The 17,772-nt window shown below is 69.8% G+C and carries 13 protein-coding genes; 6 read left to right on the top strand and 7 right to left on the bottom strand.

The genetic code is table 11. The features are described from left to right. Nucleotides 1-183 precede the first annotated feature (183 nt). From TSH58p_RS31110 to TSH58p_RS31125, 4 genes are all read right to left on the bottom strand, one after another. Nucleotides 184-1,239, bottom strand: coding sequence for a TRAP transporter substrate-binding protein (locus TSH58p_RS31110; RefSeq protein ID WP_109071185.1), 1,056 nt, complete (start codon nucleotides 1,237-1,239; stop codon nucleotides 184-186). A 123-nt stretch (nucleotides 1,240-1,362) separates the two neighbouring features. Beyond that, nucleotides 1,363-2,403, bottom strand: a complete 1,041-nt coding sequence (locus tag TSH58p_RS31115) for a transketolase family protein (protein WP_199230174.1) — start codon at nucleotides 2,401-2,403, stop codon at nucleotides 1,363-1,365. Next, on the bottom strand, nucleotides 2,400-3,245 hold the full coding sequence (locus tag TSH58p_RS31120) for a transketolase (RefSeq protein ID WP_109071187.1): 846 nt from the start codon (nucleotides 3,243-3,245) through the stop codon (nucleotides 2,400-2,402). Before TSH58p_RS31120 ends, TSH58p_RS31115 begins: the two co-directional genes overlap by 4 nt. Before the next feature lie 25 nt (nucleotides 3,246-3,270). After that, nucleotides 3,271-4,020, bottom strand: coding sequence for an SDR family NAD(P)-dependent oxidoreductase (locus TSH58p_RS31125; protein ID WP_109071188.1), 750 nt, complete (start codon nucleotides 4,018-4,020; stop codon nucleotides 3,271-3,273). Between the two features lie 240 nt (nucleotides 4,021-4,260). On the opposite strand from TSH58p_RS31125, the gene gcvA reads away from it, so the two are divergent. The 6 genes from gcvA to TSH58p_RS31155 all read left to right on the top strand — a co-directional run bounded on the left by gcvA (nucleotide 4,261) and on the right by TSH58p_RS31155 (nucleotide 11,742). Beyond that, the gene (gene gcvA, locus TSH58p_RS31130) at nucleotides 4,261-5,199 is read left to right on the top strand and encodes a transcriptional regulator GcvA (protein WP_109071189.1); all 939 of its coding nucleotides are present in this window, start codon (nucleotides 4,261-4,263) and stop codon (nucleotides 5,197-5,199) included. Nucleotides 5,200-5,446: 247 nt separating this feature from the next. Then, on the top strand, nucleotides 5,447-6,436 hold the full coding sequence (locus TSH58p_RS31135) for an ABC transporter substrate-binding protein (protein WP_109071190.1): 990 nt from the start codon (nucleotides 5,447-5,449) through the stop codon (nucleotides 6,434-6,436). A gap of 8 nt (nucleotides 6,437-6,444) precedes the next feature. Continuing rightward, nucleotides 6,445-7,269, top strand: coding sequence for an ABC transporter permease (locus TSH58p_RS31140; RefSeq protein ID WP_109071191.1), 825 nt, complete (start codon nucleotides 6,445-6,447; stop codon nucleotides 7,267-7,269). A 175-nt stretch (nucleotides 7,270-7,444) separates the two neighbouring features. Then, nucleotides 7,445-9,730: a TonB-dependent receptor gene (locus TSH58p_RS31145; protein ID WP_109071192.1), complete on the top strand. Its 2,286-nt coding sequence runs from the start codon at nucleotides 7,445-7,447 to the stop codon at nucleotides 9,728-9,730. A 27-nt stretch (nucleotides 9,731-9,757) separates the two neighbouring features. After that, nucleotides 9,758-10,531 carry an ABC transporter ATP-binding protein gene (locus TSH58p_RS31150; protein ID WP_109071193.1) on the top strand — a complete coding sequence of 258 codons (774 nt, stop codon included), beginning with the start codon at nucleotides 9,758-9,760 and terminating at the stop codon, nucleotides 10,529-10,531. Next, nucleotides 10,528-11,742, top strand: a complete 1,215-nt coding sequence (locus TSH58p_RS31155) for an NnrS family protein (protein WP_109071194.1) — start codon at nucleotides 10,528-10,530, stop codon at nucleotides 11,740-11,742. The genes TSH58p_RS31150 and TSH58p_RS31155 overlap by 4 nt, the downstream gene beginning before the upstream one ends. A gap of 135 nt (nucleotides 11,743-11,877) precedes the next feature. On the opposite strand, the gene TSH58p_RS31160 is transcribed toward TSH58p_RS31155, so the two are convergent. Genes TSH58p_RS31160 through TSH58p_RS31170 form a run of 3 tightly spaced genes read right to left on the bottom strand, consistent with a single transcriptional unit; the run spans nucleotide 11,878 to nucleotide 17,576 of the window. Beyond that, entirely contained in the window at nucleotides 11,878-12,297 is a 420-nt protein-coding gene (locus tag TSH58p_RS31160; protein ID WP_109071195.1) for a response regulator, read from the bottom strand. 16 nt (nucleotides 12,298-12,313) lie between these two features. Next, nucleotides 12,314-15,985, bottom strand: a complete 3,672-nt coding sequence (locus tag TSH58p_RS34625; protein WP_109071196.1) for an ATP-binding protein — start codon at nucleotides 15,983-15,985, stop codon at nucleotides 12,314-12,316. 16 nt (nucleotides 15,986-16,001) lie between these two features. Continuing rightward, nucleotides 16,002-17,576, bottom strand: coding sequence for an ABC transporter substrate-binding protein (locus tag TSH58p_RS31170; protein ID WP_371732469.1), 1,575 nt, complete (start codon nucleotides 17,574-17,576; stop codon nucleotides 16,002-16,004). Between the last annotated feature and the right edge of the window lie 196 nt (nucleotides 17,577-17,772).

The raw sequence follows: 17,772 nt of genomic DNA on the forward strand, positions 1-17,772 counted from the left end.
AAGCGGCGGTCGCATTTGATTTCCCCTCTCCGCTCTGGGGAGAGGGTTAGGGTGAGGGGGTTGCGCTCTTGCCGGACGTACCGCCATGCACATCCCCCTCACCGGCCCTTCGGGCCACCCTCTCCCCGGAGGGGAGAGGGCTACGAAGGCCAAACGCCATCCCTCCGCTGTCGGCGGACCGCGTCAGCCCAGCTTGCCGGTCACCTTCTCAAGCAGGTCCCAGGCGGTGGTCCCGTACTTCTCCTTCCACTCCGCGTAGAAGTTCGTCCCGGCGAGCACCTTGCGGAACGGTTCGCGGTCGACGGTGTGGAAGGTCAGCCCCTTGGCGGACAGGTCCTTCTGCAGCGATTCGGTGAGCGCCGCGATGTCGGCCCGCTGGTCGTCCGCCGAACGGTCCAGTTCGCGGGTGACGATGGCCTGGATGTCGGCGGGCAGGCGGGCGAAGGCGCGCTTGTTCCCGAGCACCCAGTAGCCGTCCCAGACATGGCCGGTCAGGCTGCAGGACTTCTGCACCTCGTACAGGCGGGCGGTGGCGATGATCGCCAGCGGGTTCTCCTGCCCCTCCACGACGGTGGTCTGAAGCGCGGAGTAGAGTTCGTTGAAGTTGATCGGCGCCGGGGCGGCGTCGATCGCCTTGAACAGCGAGGTCAGGGCCGGGGCCGGCGGCACCCGCATCTTGAAGCCCTTGATGTCCTCCGGCGTCTTGATGACGCGGGTGGAGGAGGTGACGTGGCGGAAGCCGTTGTCCCAGATCTTGCTGAGCGTCATGATCGGGGTCTTGGCGATCTCCGCCCGGACATGCTTGCCGAGGTCGCCGTCCATCGCCTGCCAGACCGCGTCGTAGTCCTTGAAGGCGAAGCCCATGCTGGTGATGCCGGACAGCGGGACGAAGGTGGCGAGGATCAGCGAGGAGAGGTTGAAGATCTCTACGCCGCCGTTGCGCACCTGCCCCAGCAGGTCGGTGTCGCTGCCGAGCTGGTTGGCCGGGAACAGCTTGATGTCGAGCCGGCCGGAGGTCGCCTCGCGGATGCGGTTGATGGCTTCCTGGGCGCGGATGTTGACCGGGTGGGTCGGGTCCTGGCCGGTGGCGTATTTGAACTGGAACTCGGCGGCGTTGGCCGGGCGCTTCAGGATGGTCACCAGCGGCACGGCGGCGGCGGCGGCCAGAACGGCGCGGCGGCTCGGGCGGAGAAGGCCCAGGGTCGAGTGAGCGGGGTTCTTGGGCGGCTTCTTGTCCATTGTTTCCTCTCCTGTGGTCTTTTGTCGTTCAGCGTATCGGGAACGGGCGCGGCGCGGTTCTTAAGGGTGTCCTCGCTTCTGCGACAGCCGGGGTGGGGTGGGCGACGGGGGTTGGGGGGCGGCTTACAGCCACCCCTTGATGCTGGTTACCATGGCATCGGTGGAAATGCCGTAGAGGTCGTGCAGCGTCGGCAGGGCGCCGGCCTTCAGGAATTCGTCGGGCAGGCCGATCTGGCGGAAGGCGCTGGGGACGACCCCGGCGCGCAGCAGCGTGCCGGCCACCGCCTCGCCCAGACCGCCGATGACGGTGTGGTTCTCGGCGACGACGACCATGCGCCCGCTGCGCCCGGCCTCGGCCAGGATGGTCTCGGTGTCGAGCGGCTTGATGGTCGGGACATGCAGCACGGCGACGCCGACCTTATCGGCCTCCAGGGCCTTCGCCACCTCCAGCGCCCGCATCGTCATGATGCCGGAGGAGATGACCAGCACGTCGGCGCCGTCGCGCAGCAACTTGGCCTTGCCCAGCTCGAACGTGTAGTCGTACTCGTCGAGCACCAGCGGGACGTTGCCGCGCAGCAGGCGCATGTAGACCGGCCCCTGGTGGGCGGCCATGGCGGGCACCGCCTGCTCGATCTCCAGGGCGTCGCAGGGGTCGATCACCACCATGTTCGGCATGGCGCGCATCAGCGCCAGATCCTCCGCCGCCTGATGGCTGGGGCCGTAGCCCGAGGTCAGGCCCGGCAGGGCGCAGGCGATCTTGACGTTGCGGTTCTCCTCCGCGATCGTCTGGTGCACGAAGTCGTAGGCCCGGCGCGAGGCGAAGACCGCGTAAGTGGTGACGAAGGGCATGAAGCCCTCGTGCGCCAGACCGGAGGCGGTGCCCATCAGCAGCTGCTCGGCCATGCCCATCTGATAGAAGCGGTCCGGGTTGGCCTGGGCGAAGATGTGCAGGTCGGTGTATTTCGCCAGATCGGCGGTGAGGCCGACGATCTCCGGACGGGCCTTCGCCAGCTCGACCAGCGTGTGGCCGAAGGGCGCGGGCTTGGTGCGCTGCCCTTCGCCCGCGATCGAGGCGATCATCGCGGAGGTCTTCAGGCGCGGCTTGGCGGCGGCAGAGGCGGTGGCGGCAGCGGTGGTGGCGGCAGAGGCGGTGGCGGTGCTCATGCGGTCCTCCCGGCGTCCAGCGCGTCGAGGGCGAGCTTCCACTCGTGCGCGTCCACGCGGATGAAGTGATTCTTTTCGCGGGCTTCGAGGAAGGGCACCCCCTTGCCCATCCTGGTGTCGCAGACGATCATGCGGGGCTTGGGCTCCGGATGGTCGCGGGCGGCGTCGAAGGCGGCGACCACGGCGTCCATGTCGTTGCCGTCCACCCGCTGGACGAACCAGCCGAAGGCCTCCAGCTTGTCGACCAGCGGCTCGAAGGCCATCACCTGGGTGGACGGGCCGTCGGCCTGCTGGTTGTTGACGTCGACGATGCCGATCAGGTTGTCGAGCTTGTAGTGGGCCGCCGACATGATGGCCTCCCAGACCGAGCCCTCGTCCAGTTCACCGTCGGAGAAAAGCGTGTAGACGCGGTTGTCCGACGCCTTGCGCTTCAGGCCGAGCGCGATGCCGACCGCGATGCTGAGGCCGAGGCCGAGCGAGCCGCCCGACATCTCCATGCCCGGCGTGTAGGCGGCCATGCCCGACATGGGCAGGCGGCTGTCGTCGCTGCCGTAGGTCTCCAGCTCCTCGGCCGGGACGATGCCGGCCTCGATCAGGGCGGCGTAGAGCGCGATGGCGTAATGGCCGTTGGACAGCAGGAAGCGGTCGCGGCCTTCCCAGTGCGGGTCCTCTGGCCGGTAGCGCATGGCGTGGAAGTAGGACACGGCCAGCACGTCGGCGATGTCCAGGGCCTGCCCGATGTAGCCCTGGCCCTGCACCTCGCCCATCAGCACGGCGTTGCGGCGGATGCGGTAGGCGCGTTCGGTCAGGGGAACGTTGTGGCCCAGTTGGGTGGTGTCCACGGGAGTCGTCTCCAGCGTTTCGGGATCAGTGGATGAGCATGCCGCCGTTGACGTCGAGCGTGGCGCCCGTGACGTAGGACGACAGCTCCGACGCCAGGAAGAGGCAGGAGCGCGCCACGTCCTCGGCGTCGCCCAGGCGGTTCAGCGGGATGCCCTTGAGGATGTCCGCGCGCAGCTCGGGCGTCAGCTTGCCGCCGGTGATGTCGGTCTGGATCAGGCCGGGGGTGACGGAGTTGACGCGGACGTTGTCCGGACCCAGCTCGCGCGCCATCGCCTTGGCGAGGCCGAGCACGCCGGCCTTGGCGGCGCTGTAGTGCGGGCCGCCGAAGATGCCGCCGCCGCGCTGCGCCGACACCGAGGAGATGCAGACGATGGAGCCGGACTTCTGGGCGCGCATGTGCGGGACGACCGCCTGGCTCATGTAGAGCGTGCCGCGCAGGCTGACGTCGGTCACCGCCTCGTAGTTCTTCGGCTCGATGTCCATGAACTTCAGCGGCTGGGTGATGCCGGCGTTGTTGACCAGCACGTCGATGCGGCCGAACTCCTCGACCACGCGGGCGGCGGCGTTGGCGCAGGCGGCCTTGTCGGTCACGTCGCAGGCGATGCCGCGGTGCGCCTCGCCCAGCTCGGCGGCGGCTTCGGCGGCCTGACCGCCGTCGAGGTCCAGGATGATCGCCCGCCCGCCATGCAGCGCGAACAGCCGCGCCGTGGCCAGACCGATGCCGCGGCGCGACGCCGCTCCGGTGATCACGCACACCTTGTTGGACAGCAACATGCTCGCTCCCTTTGTTCGAAGCTGGCTCCGCCATGGCGGCCGTGGATGTGACGGCCGTGGGCGTGGCGGCCCTGGGAATGCCGCGGCGGAGCGTCGTTTTCGCTCGGTTTTGATGATTTTTCGGTACGGAGGACTGATGGTTGGTCGCTCCGATCGTTGAAGTCATCCTATGGTCTTGAGATGAATTCGACAAACGAATAAGATTGCCGAATGATGAAATGAATTCATGAATATGGTGCGATGCGGAAACGGATTTCCATCAAGGCTTTGCAAGCCTTTGAGGCGGCGGCGCGGCTCGGTTCCTTCGCAACGGCGGCGGAGGATCTCGGCCTGACGCCCTCGGCGATCAGCCATCAGGTGAAGATTCTTGAGGAGCAGCTCGGCCTTCGGCTGTTCCACCGGGTGCACCGCTCGGTCGCGCTGACCGACGACGGACGCGCCTACGCCGCGGAAATCATCGCCGCCTTCGCCCGGATCGACACGGCGACCCGCAACGTCACCACGACGGGCAGCGGCACCACGACCCTGACCGTGCGCTCGATGCCCAGCTTCGCCGCGCAATGGCTGATGCCGCGTCTGGGGCGGGTGAAGGAGATCCATCCCGCCATCGACATCCGCCTGCGGGCGTCGGTGTCCCCCATCGACCTGACGACGGGGGCGGTCGATGTCGACATCCGCTACAACCCCGGCCCGCCGCCCGCCGGCTGCGTGCTGGAGCTGTTTCCGGACGACGTCATCGTGCCGATGTGCTCCCCGGCGCTGGCGAACGGGCTGAACCCGATCCGCAAGCCCTCGGACATCAGCCGCCACATCCTGATCCATTCCGAAATCAACATCGTCGGCTGGCGCGACTGGGCGGCCCGGCATCGCGGCGTCGAGCTGGACATGGAGCGCGGCCTGCGCTTCGACCGCTCCTTCATGGCGATCAACGCCGCGGCGAACGGCATGGGCGTGTGCCTGGACAGCCTGCTGCTCGCCCGGCAGGAACTGCTGTCGGGGCGGCTCATCATCCCCTTCCCCACCCGCGGCCTGCGGGCGCAGGGGCATGGCTTCGTAACTTTGAAATCGACCGCCAACCTTCCGAAGATCCGGCTGTTCCGCGAATGGCTGTTCAGCGAGCTGGAAGCGGGACGGCAGTGGGAGGAGGAGTTTCTGTCGTCACTGAACAAAAGCGTTTAGGGCCCCCCCAATTCCGGTCTGGAACACGCTGGGAGACGAATGTCTTTCGTGCGCCTGCTTGCTCTGGCGCAACGATCCCCGGCGGCCCGACCGGCACCGTCGTCTTCGACACCGCTCATGACCATGCGGCCCCGGTTGGAGACACCATCATGCCCAGCGCAGCCAAGCGTATCGCTCCGCATCATCATCACGCCGCCGACGGCATCCCCGCCGCCGGCAGGACGGCAAGGCCTTGAGGGCGCTTCCGATGATCCTGCCGAACCGCCGCGTCGCGCTGGCGGGGCTCGCCGCCCTTCTGGCCGCCCCCGCCCTGCGCCGTCCGGCCGCCGCGGCCGCACCGTTGCCCCAACTCACGCTGTGGGGGCCGCCGGCCGGCCCGTCGATCACGCTGGTCCACGCCATCGCCTCGGGGCTGCTGAAGCCGGTCGCCGAAACGGTGGTGTTCAAGGCGTGGCGCACCCCGGACGAGCTGCGCGCCGGCCTGACCTCCGGCACCATGCAGACCTTCGTGCTGCCGACCCAGTCCGCCGCCAACCTGTTCAACAAGGGGCTCGGCGTCCGGCTGGTCAACGTGATGACCAACGGGCTGCTGCATCTGCTGTCCGCCGACCCGGGGCTGACCTCGGTGGCCGCGCTGAAGGGCCGGAGCGTCGCGATTCCCTTCCGCAACGACACGCCGGAATACGTGTTCCGGCGCCTGCTGGCGGCGGAGCGGCTGACGGCCGACGGCGATGTCGCCCTTCAGTTCACCGGCACGCCGATGGAGGCGATCCAGCTTCTCGTCACCGGACGGGCCGACGCCGCCCTGCTGCCCGAGCCGATGGCCTCCGCCGCCATCCTGCGCGCCGGGATGGCCGGCAGGACGGTGACGCGGGTCCTCGACATCCAGAAGGCCTGGGGCGCCGCCACCGGGTTGGCGACCGTGCTGCCGCAGGCAGGGCTCGGCGTCTCCAGCGCCTTCCTGGCGGAGCACCCCGCCACCGTCGAGGCGCTGCACGACGCGCTGGCCAAGGCGACCGCCTCGGTCAACGCCGATCCGCCGCGGGCGGCCAACGACGCCGCGGCGCCGCTCGGCCTGCCCGGGCCGGTCATCGAGCAGGCGATCCCCCACTCCAATCTGGTCGCCCAGCGCGCCAGCGCCGTCCGCGAACCGATGGAAGCCGTCTTCCGCGCCCTGGCGGAGTTCGATCCCAAGATCATCGGCGGCGCGCTGCCGGCGGCGGACTTCTATCTGTGAGGTGCGGCATGACGACGGCGCGCGCCGACGCGGTTCTCGACCGGCTGGGCCGGGTCGGGCAGTTTCTCTGGTCGGGCTGGGCCGGGCTGGCCGGGCTGGCCCTGTTCGCCGCGCTCTGGCAGGCCGGGCATGAGCGTTACGGCGACTTCATCCTGCCGGCCCCGCTGGCGACGCTGGCCGCCGGCCTGACCATCGCCGGCGATCCCGCCGCCTGGGAGCTGGCCGGGCAGACCACGCTGCGCGCCGTCGAGGGCTTCGCGCTGGCCGCCCTTGCCGGCGCGGCGGGCGGGCTGGCCGCCGGCTATTCGCCGGCGACGATGCGGCTGGCCCGCCCGATCCTGACCGTCCTGCTGGGGGTTCCGCCCATCGCCTGGATCGTGCTGGCGATGATCTGGTTCGGCTCCACCGACGGAACCATCATCACGACGGTGCTGGTCGCCGCCACCCCGGTGGTCTTCGTCGGCGTGGCCGAGGGCGCGGTCACCCGCGACCGCGGGCTGGACGACATGGCCCGCGCCTTCGGCGCCGGCCCGCTCGCCCGCCTGACCACGCTCGGGCTGCGCCACGTCGCCGCCTTCCTGTTCCCGGCGCTGACCGTGGCGCTCGGCTCGGCCTTCAAGGTGGCGGTGATGGCCGAGCTTCTCGCCAACACCGGCGGCATCGGCGGCGCGCTGGCCGCCGCCCGCGCCAACCTCGACGTGGCCGAGGCGCTGGCCTGGGTGCTGATCGCGGTGACCGGGCTGATCGTCGTCGAATACACGCTGGTCCACCCCATCCGCTCCGAGTTCGAACGCTGGCGCAACGCCGCGCGCCCCTGGGGCGTCAAGCGCTGACTGTGGGTGCAGGCGCCGGCAGAAAAAATCGGGACGGAAAAATCGATCGTGCACCCTGCTTTTCCGCCTCGAACTTGACCGCGGACAAACAACGCTCGGGAAAGGCCGCTAGAATGCGAACGACAATCATTCGCATTTAAGTCCGAGACATCGGCTTTTTCGGGGAAACGAGCACATGACGACACGGGGACAGGCCGGCCAAGCGGCGTTCCGAACCGCGCGAGCGGACACCGCCAGCCGCGCGCCCATCCTTCTGGCCGGGCTGGCCCTGGCCTCCCTGGGCGCCGCGGCACCGCAGCCGGCCCACGCGCAGTCGGCGGCGCCGGGGGCCGCCGTCGTCCTCTCACCCGTCATGGTCGAGGGACGGGCCGACAGCGCCGAAGCGACCGCCCGCCGCCGTCTGGAGGCGATCCCCGGCGGCACCGCCCTGGTGGCGGAGGAGGATCTGGCCGGCAAGGCGAACGTCACGGTGTCCGACGCGCTGTCCGGGGTGCCCGGCGTCGTGGTGCAGAACTTCTTCGGCGGCAACGACCAGCCGCGCATCCAGATCCGCGGCTCCGGGCTTCAGCAGAATCCGGTGGAACGCGGCATCCTGGCCCTGCAGAACGGCCTGCCGCTGAACCGGGCCGACGGCTCCTACATCGTCGGGCTGGCCAACCTGCGTCAGGCGGAATTCACCGAGATCTACCGCGGCTACACCGCCAACCGGCTGGGCGCCAGCATGCTGGGCGGGGCGATCAACGTCATCTCCCCCACCGGTTCCTCCGCGCCGGGTTACCGGCTGGGCGTCGAGGGCGGCAGCTTCGGCCAGTTCAACACCAGCCTGCAGGCCGGCGGCAGCGCCGGAACGCTCGACGGGCTGGTCCAAGTCCAGCGCAGCCAGCGCGACGGCTACCGCGATTACAACCGCTCCGAACGCACCGGCTTCGACGCCAACGCGGGCGCCGTGCTGTCCGACCATGTCACCACCCGCTTCTTCGCCGGCTACACCGACCTGTCCTTCGACGTGGCCGGCCCGCTGACCCGCCAGCTTCTGGAATCGAACCCCAAGGCGGTCTACGCCGGCCCCCGCGTGGTCGGCGGCGTCGCCACCAATCCAGGGCCGAACGTCATCCGCGACCGGCCCGAACGTGAGGCGAAGCAGTTCCGCGTCGGCAACCGGACGACGGCGACCTTCGGGTCGCACCTGCTGGACGTGGCCCTGGGCTACACCCACACGGACGACACGTTCCGCTTCCCGATCTCCTCGGGCATCCGCAAGACGGAGGGCGGCGACGTCACCGCCGTCGCGCGCTACGCCTACAGCCCCGACGCGAGCCAGCCTCTGCCGCTGTTCGAGACGACCTTGCGCTACGTCGTCGGATCGGCGGACCGCGAGGACTATCTGAACAACGCCGGCAGCCGGGGCGCCCTGTTCGGGCGCAGCACGATGGACGCCTCCACCCTGGCGCTGCACAGCGGCCTGAACCTGCCGCTCGGCAACGCGGTCACCCTGTCCCCGGCGGTCACCCTCACCCACGCCACGCGCGAGAACGACGACACCTTCGGCGCGGCGCGGCGGCCGACCATCGCCTTCAACCCGGCCAACCCGCGGGTGGCGCTGCCCGCCGGCTCGATCCCCGCCGGGGACACCAGCTACGACCGCAGCTACGACGGGGTCAGCCCCAGCCTCGGCCTGACCTGGACGCCGCAGGAGGACCACACCCTCTACGCCGCCGTCAGCCGCAGCTTCGAGCCGCCGACCCACGACGACCTGATCGCCACCGTCAACGGCACGCCGAACAGCAGCGCCGGTCGCCCGAACCCGGCCCAGCCCGGCCTCGTCTCGACCGCCTACCGCACGCCGGACCTGAAAGCGCAGACGGCGACGACCGTCGAAGCGGGCTGGCGCGGCCGTTTCGGTGCCGTCGCGGTCGATGCGGGGACCTATTACTCCTGGGTCAGGAACGAGTTGCTGAGCCTGCGCGATGCCACCGGGGCCTCGCTCGGCGCGGTGAACGCCGACCGGACGCGGCATTTCGGCGTCGATCTGGGGCTGTCGGCCTTCCTCACCGACCGGCTGAGCGGGCGGATCGCCTACACCTTCCAGGATTTCCGCTTCCAGGACGATCCGGTGCGCGGCGACAACCGGCTGGCCGGCGCGCCGCGCCACGTCATCAACGCCTCGGCGCGCTACGACATCACGACGGCGCTGTCGGTGGGGGCGGAGGTGGACTGGTATCCCGGCCGGACGCCGGTGGACAACATGAACAGCGTCTACACCGACGGCTACGCCACCGTCGATCTGCGCAGCACCTACGCCATCAACGAGCATGTCAGCGTCTATGGCGAGGCGCGCAACATCTTCGACGCGACCTACGCCTCCTCGACCCTGATCGTCGATCAGGCGTCGCCCACCCAGGCGGTCTATCTGCCGGGCGACGGGCGGGCCTTCTACGCCGGCCTGAAGGTCAGCTTCTGACATCCGACCTGTGAAAGGCACCCCGCCATGACCCGGGAAACGACGGGCACCGCCCCCTCCCTGACGCTGACCGGCATCGGCCACGCCTATCTCGGCCGCACGGTGCTCGACGCCGTGGACCTGTCGCTGGCGGCGGGCGAGGTGGCGGCGCTCGTCGGCCCCTCGGGCTGCGGCAAGAGCACGCTGGCGCACATCGCCGCCGGGGTGGTCGAGCCGTCGCGGGGCCGCGTCGCGCGGCGCTACCGCCGCCACGGCATGGTGTTCCAGGACCCGCGCCTGCTGCCCTGGGCGACGGCGCGGGCCAACATCGCCTACCCGCTGCGCCTGCTCGGCCTGCCCCGCCGCGAACGGCGGGAGCGGGCGGAGGAGGCAGCAAAGCGGGTGGCGCTCGACCGCGCCGACCTCGACAAGTATCCCATCGAGCTGTCGGGGGGCATGCGCCAGCGCGCGGCCATCGCGCGGGCGCTGGCGACCGACCCCGACTTCGTCTATTTCGACGAGCCCTTCACCGCGCTCGACGTCGCCCTGAAGCGCCGCATGCAGGATCTGGTGATCGAGGCGGCGCGCGGGGCGCGGTTCGGCGCCCTGTTCATCACCCACGATCTGATGGAGGCGGTGCGCATCGCCCACCGGGTCGTGGTCATGGACGCCCAGGGGCGCGGCATCGCCGGGACGCGCGCCGTTCCCGGCGAACCGGGCGGACGCGACGACGGCACCGTCTACCGGCTGGTCGCCGGATTCCTGTCCGACGACCCGCTGTTCCGCCACATCCACGACATCGACGAAAGGCGGACCCCATGACGGACATGATCCGAACCGCCCGCGCGCCAGCCCTCTTGCGAATCCTCGGCGACGAGGGGCTGCGGCTGTTCTTCCCGCTGTCGGCGCTGCACGCCGCGCTGTGGCCGGTGCTGTGGGCGGTGGTCAACGGCTTCGCCCTGCCCGTCGACGGCGCGATCCCGGCAGGGCTGTGGCACGCGCACGAGATGCTGTTCGGCTCCTTCGGCGCGGCGGTGATCGGCTTCATCACCACGGCCATCCCGGAATGGACCGACAGCCGGCGGCTTCAGGGGCGTGCCCTCTTCGCGCTGGCCGCCCTCTGGGGAACCGGGCGGGTCGCCGGGCTGACCGGCGGCGACGGCGCGGCCGTTGTCGCCGCGGTGGCCGACACGGCGTGGCTCGTCGCCCTGCCCGTCTATGCCGCGGCGGTGTCCTGGCGCAAGCGCACGAGCCGGCTGGCCAGCGTCCTCCTCTGGCTGTGCGCGCTGGCGGTGTCGGGCGGCGCGGTGCATGCCGCCTTTGTCATCGGTGACGTGGCGCTGGCGCAGGCCGGGCTGCACGCCGCCGGTCTGGTGCTGCTCGGGCTGCTCGGCCTCGTTCTGGCGCGCATTTCGGTGCCCGTCACGAATCTCGTCCTCGACCCCAGCCAGGGCAGTTCGCCCTACCGGCCCCATCCGGGGCGCCTCAATCTGGCGCCCGGTCTGGTCGCCATCGCCCTTGCCGGGGAGATCGCCGGGCTGTCGCCCGCGGTGAGCGCCTATCTCTTCATCGCCGCCGGGGCCGCCTTCCTCGACCGGGTCGCCGAGTCCTTCATCGGCCGCGCCGTCTTCCGCACGGAAATCCTGGCGCTGGCCGGGGCGAGCCTGATGGCGGGCGCCGGGCTGCTGCTGGTCGGCGCCTCCCGGCTGGGGGCGGGGTTTGCCGAAACGCCGGCGCTGCATCTGGCGCTGATGGGCGGGCTGGGCCTCGGCGTGCTCGCGGTCTTCGCCATCGCCGGGCTGTTCCACACCGGCCGGACCTTTCCCCTTCCGGCGGCGGCGCGGCTGGCCGTTCCGCTGCTGGTCGCGGCCGTGGCCCTGCGGGTTCTGCCGGAACTGGGTGTCCTGCCCATCCCGCCCGGACCGCCCCACGCGCTGGCCGCGCTGCTCTGGGCGGCGGCCTTCCTGCTCTGGCTCAAGGTCTATTGGCCGTTCCTGTCGACGCGGCGCGTGGAAGAGGCCGCGGTGTGCTGACCCCGGACGGCGGCAGCGTGTTTCGGGGAGGTGCCTGCCAACTCACAGCCCAATTCTCAGCAGATTATGCAGCTCTTGGCGTAACTGGAAACGAGCCGGCTTCAGGGTGTTTGCGATGGCGGGATCAGGCTGGTTTCAGGTCAGCCATTGCGTCATTCCGACGTTGCTGGACACCACCGCGTCGATGCTGTCGCGCAGCTTGGCGAGGCTGATCGGTTTCACCAGATAGCCGTTGACGTTGTGCTCCTTGGCGAAGCGCACGGTGCTGAGGTCGGCGTCGCCGGTGAGGAAGATCACCGGGGTCTTGTCCACCTCCTTCACCTTGATCCCCCGCACGCCCTGCAGGAACTGCTTGCCGTTCATCGGCGCCATGTGGATGTCGCAGAAGACGATGTCCGGGCGTGTCCGCACCACCTCCATCAGCCCATCCTTGCCGTTGGAGGATTCCAGGATCGAGCGGACACCGATTTCCTTCAGCACCTTGCGGATCAGGCCGCGGGTGAAGTTGTCGTCCTCGACGATCAGGATGCTCAGCTTCGAATAATCTACCGCCATGGTGGGCTGCCCTTGTTCAAGACGTCGGTGCGGGACTGTGCGACGCCCGCATCGCGGCGGTCGCGGTGATCAGCTCGTCGAGGGTGGCGTCCAGCATGCTGGCGAGAAGCGCGGCGGTCTCCGCGTCCCCGGCGTCCAGCAGGTCCTGGGTGTCGCCGGCCAGCCGGCCCAGCCGGGCCGCCCCGATCGACAGGGCCGCCCCCTTCAGCGTGTGGACCGCGTCGCGGGCCTCCCCGGCGGCTCCGGCCTCCAGCGCCGTCACGGCGGCCTGGATCAGCCCCGGCGCCATGGCCAGGAAATCGCCAAGGAAGACCATGGCGTCCGGGTCGTCGCGACCGAAATTCTGGCTCAGCTGGCCGAGGTCGAAGATCTGCGGGTCGATGTCGGCGTCCGCCCAGCTCGGCGTGGGCGGCGCTGCGGCGACGGCCGCCGGCTCCGGCTTGGCGGGCGCCCGGCGGGCCGGCAGGCGCAGCGAGCGGGCCTGTGGCAGGAAGCGGTCCAGCGTTTCGGCCAGCAGCCGGGATTCGATGGGCTTCGTCAGATAGCCGTCCATCCCCGCTTCCAGGCAGCGCTGCTGCGTGCCCGGCAGGGCATCGGCGGTCAGGGCGACGATGGGCAGGCGGGTCACGGCACCGGCGCCCAACGCCTCCACCACCTCCCGCTCGCGGGCGCGGATGGCGTGGGTCAGGCCGAAGCCGTCCATCTCCGGCATGTGGAAGTCGGTCAGCAGCAGGCCATAGCGGCCGGGCTGCAGCATCTCCAGCGCGCGGGCGCCGTTGTCGGCCATTTCGATGGCGTAGCCGCGCTTGTTCAGCATGCGGCGGATCACCGTCTGGTTGATCGGGTTGTCCTCCGCCACCAGGATCAGCGCCCCGGCCGCGATGGCGGTCTCGATGGGCGGCGGTTCCCAGCCCGTGGCGTCGTGCTCCCGCGGCTCCGACCGCCGTTCCAGGCTGGCCCGGCCCAGCGCCGCCGCGATGGCCAGCCAGACCCGCCGCCGCCGCAGAGGCAGATTGACGGCGCACAGCAGCCCGATGCGGTCGGCTTCCGACATGGTGGAGGCCAGCGCCCGCGGCACGGCCAGGATGACCGCGGGGACCGGACCGTCGGCGAAGGCGGGGGACTGCACGATGGCGCGGCAGCAGGCGATGGCGGTTTCGGACTGGACCCCGCCGTTGACCAGAACCACCAGCCGCCCGGCCTCGCCGCCGGAGGCGGAAGCCGCCGCCGGACCGCCCTGGGTGTCGGTCACCGCCTCAAGGCCGCCGGTCAGATCGTACCAGCCCAGCGGGTCGATGCCGGCGGCGGCCAGGATGCCCTGCAGCGCCCGGCGGCCGGCGTCGTCGAAGCCGACGGCCACCACGCGGGCGTCGCCCACCGCCACCGCCGGGGCCGCCGGCGTCCGGGGCTGCGGGCAGTCGGCGGTCGGGGCGGCCACCGCGAAGGGCAGCTCGAACCAGAAGGTGGAGCCCTCGCCGAACACCGAATCCACCCCGATGCCGCCCCCCATCATGGTGCACAGCTTGTGGCAGATCGTCAGCCCCAGCCCGGTGCCGCCGAAGCGGCGCGAGGTGGAACTGTCGGCCTGCTGGAAGGGCTGGAACAGCTTGGCCCGCTGCTCCTCGGTCAGGCCGATCCCGCTGTCGGTCACGGCGAAGCGCAGCATCACGCCGCCGTTCCCCTCCGGGAACGGTCCGGCGGTCACCGTCACGGCGACGCTGCCCTTCTCGGTGAATTTGACGGCGTTGCCCATCAGGTTGATGAGGATCTGACGCACGCGCGTCGGATCGCCGGTCAGCCGGTCGGGAACGCCCGGCCCGACGTCGACGGAGAGCTGAAGCCCCTTTTCCTCGATGCGCCCGGCCACCAGCTCCGCCGACTCCTCGACCACCTCCAAGGGGGAGAAGGGGACGGATTCGATCTCCATCTTCCCCGCCTCGATCTTCGAGAAGTCGAGGATGTCGTTGATGATGATGAGAAGCGCCTGGGCCGACGACCGGATGACGCCCAGCATGCCGTGCTGTTCCTCGGTCAGGTCGGTCTGGTCCAGCATCTCGGCCATCGCCGTCACGCCGTTCATCGGCGTGCGGATCTCGTGGCTCATCACCGCCAGGAAGGAGGACTTCGCCCGCGTCGCCTCCTCCGCCTGGTTCTTGGCCTCGTGCAGGGCGGTTTCCCGCTGGGCGATCTCGGTGACGAAATGCTGCACCGAGCGGGCCATCGCCCCGACCTCGTCCCGGCGTCCGGTGTCCACGATGGCGCCGGTCAGCGGGTTTCCGGCCAGATGCACCATTTGCCTTTGCAGGCGGTCCAGCGGACGGGTGATCGAGCGTGCGGCGTAGAAGGCCCCGGCGATCGCCAGCAGCAGGCCGGCGGTGGCCCCGAGCACGAGGGCGGACCGCAGGAAGGCCCCGATGGTTTCGGCGTTGCTGCGGAAGGTGTCGTTCAGCGCGCTGGCGCCCGACGCCATCTCCTTCGCGTCCGCGTCCATCTGGGCGATCACCAGGTCCTGGACGCTCAGCCCCTCGCGCACCTTGTCCAGGCTTTCCCGCCAGCCGGCCACGGCGGACATCATGCCGCCGCGAACCAGCGGCGGCAGCGCGATCCGCGCGATCTCCTCCTCCACCGCCACGCCGTCCGCGATCAGCGCGATGGTCGCGCCGATGTCCCGGTGGCTCACCGCGTCGGCGGTGGCGTGCGCCAGTTTCAGCACGGCGATGGTCACGCCTTGCGCCTGCTGCTCGGTCTCGTTGGCCGACACGGCGTGGGCGGTGAGTTCGGTGACCTCGTTCAGCGTGGCGGCGTAGGCCGTGCCGTAGATGTTCAGGATCTGGTCGATGCGCTTTTCCAGTTCCTGCGCGCTGTTCCGGATGTCGCCGCCGTCCATCAACGCGCTGGACACCTGGGAGACCGCCGCGACGATGCGCTTTTGCCCCCGGCCCCCGCGTCCTTCCGCGGCGGCGGCCCGCTCCAGCGCGTCCTCCAGCGCTTCCGCGCTGTTGCTCAGGCGCAGCATCAGCACGCCGGTGTCGTGCGCGCCGGAACCGGCGGGTGTGGCGCCGCCGCCTTGAGTCTGACCGTGTTCCCGGGACAGCCGGGACGCCTCGTGCCGCCACAGCCCGGCCAGCGCGGCGTAGATGCTGCGGGCGTTGTCCAGAACGTCGCGGTGCAGGGTCAGGCGGCGGTCGGAGTCCGCCACCGTCTCGGCATAGCCGAGGTTGGCGAGATTCTGGCGCTGGCGCGCGGCGTCGGTGATGTCGATCAGCCGGGCCGCCTGCTGGGCCATGGCGCCGTTCAGGGCGTCGTTCTGCTCCGTGACCGCCTTGAGTTCCCGCATCTGGGTGGTGTAGCGGTCCAGAATCCGCCGCGTCTCATTGACGGCGCTTTCCAGCGCATCGTCTTCGGTGGCGTCGGCCAGGGCGTCCAGATGGCGGCGCGCCTCGCCGGTGTGGGCGTCGAAACGGACGGCCTGCGCCGTCCGCCGGCTGGCCGCGGTGTTCAGATAGTCGGAGCGCGCCGCCTCCGCCCCCATCAGCTCGCGGTAGATCGTGCCGGCGGTGACCACCGAACCGTTGGCGCGGTCGGATTGCTGCAGCAGGAACCACGCGACGATGGCGATGGCCGCCGCCACCAGCACCGGCATGCCGCCGACCGCGGCGATCCGCTGGGCGATGTTGGTGCGGATCATCACCGCGCGCCGCCGCTCACGGGGCAAGATCGACGCGGTGGAACAGGTGCAGGCCGAAGGGATTCATCCGATAGCCCTTCACCTCCTCGCGCAGCACCATGAACACCATGGAATGGGCCAGCGGCAGCCAAGGCGCCTGATCCTTGAAGATCTCCTGCGCCCGGTGGTACAGGGCGGTGCGCTTGGCGACGTCGGTGGTCTGCTTGGCCTCGATGATGATGTCGTCGAAGGAGCGGTCGCACCATTTGCCCATGTTGCCGCCGCCCTTGCGCGCTCCCTCGCAGCTCAGCAGCGTGTAGAGGAAATTGTCCGGGTCGCTGTTGTCGCCGGTCCAGCCGATCATGCCCAGCTGGTGGTCGCCGTTCATCAGCCGCTTCATGTAGACCGACCAGTCGTCGGTCACCAGGGTCGCCTTGACACCGACCTGGGCCAGATCGTTGGCCATCATTTCCGCCGCCCGCTTGCCGGCGGGCATGTAGGGCCGGGCCACCGGCATGTGCCACAGCTCGATCTCGAAGCCGTTGGCGTAGCCGGCCTCGGCCAGGAGCTGGCTCGCGCCCTTGGGGTCGTAGGGGATGTCGGCGATGGCGTCGTTGTAGCCCCAGCTCGTCGGCGGCAACGGATTCTTCGCCGTGCGCCCGGTGTCGCCGTAGAGCGCGTCCACCAGCGTTTCCTTGTCGATGGCCATGCTGATCGCCCGGCGCACCCGCACGTCGTCCAGCGGCTTCCTTTCCACGTTGAAGGTGAGGAAGGCGACGTTGTAGCCCTCCTGCCGCATCAGGGTCAGCGACGGGCTGTTCCGGATCTTCGGCAGGTCGGTCAGGTTGGGATAGGGCATGACGTGGCATTCGCCGGCCTGCAGCCGGTTCAGCCGGACCGTGGCGTTGGGGGTGATGGCGAAGACCAGGTTGTCCAGCGGCGGACGCCCGGCCCAGTGCCCCTCGAACGCCTTGTACTGGAGCAGATTGTCCTTCTGATAGGAGAGGAGCTGGAAGGCGCCGGTCCCCACCGGTTCCAGATCGAACAGCTCCGGCGTGCCGCGCCTGGTCATGGTGTCGGCGTATTCCGCCGAAGTGATGGCGGCGAAGACCATCGACAGGTTGGCCAGGAAGGGCGCCTGCGGCCGGTTGAGGGTGAAGCGCACCGTCAGGTCGTCCACCGCCTCGATCGACTTCAGGATCGACCCCATGGAGAGGTCGTTGAAGTAGTTGTAGGCCCCGTTTCCGACCGAATGGTACGGGTGGTCCTTGTGCCATTGCCGGAAGAAGCTGAACAGCACGTCGGCGGAGGTCAGCGTGCGCGTCGGCGTGTAGCCGGGCGTGTCGTGGAAGCGCACCCCGGACCGCAGTTTGAAGGTGTAGACGGTGCCGTCCGGCGAGATGGTCCAGGACTCCGCCAGCGCCGGCACGATGCTCTTCGACTCCGCATCGAATCGCACCAGCGTGTCGTAGGCGTGCAGGATCGCGTCGAAGCTGGTGTTGGTGCGGGCCAGCGCCGGGGCCAGATTGTCCGGGTTGCCTTCCGAACAGAAGACCAGCGTCGATGCCGCCCTGGCTCCCTGCAGCGCTCCGGAGCCCGCCAGAGCCGTCATCGCAATCAAGGGCGCGATCAGGAACGCCCCGCCCAGCCGGGCCAGCCCATTTTTCAACAAACCTGCCTTCACCGCGCCGTACTCCTTCACCCGATCACCCGCCCGAGCCCCCAATTGGCTTGCGGAGATTAAAGCCAAGAGGCGCTTACTTGCAATTGTTGATATCTTTCATAAGACAATCTTTAAGTTTCTCCGG

It is taken from the genome of Azospirillum sp. TSH58, from assembly GCF_003119115.1.
Lineage (GTDB): Bacteria > Pseudomonadota > Alphaproteobacteria > Azospirillales > Azospirillaceae > Azospirillum.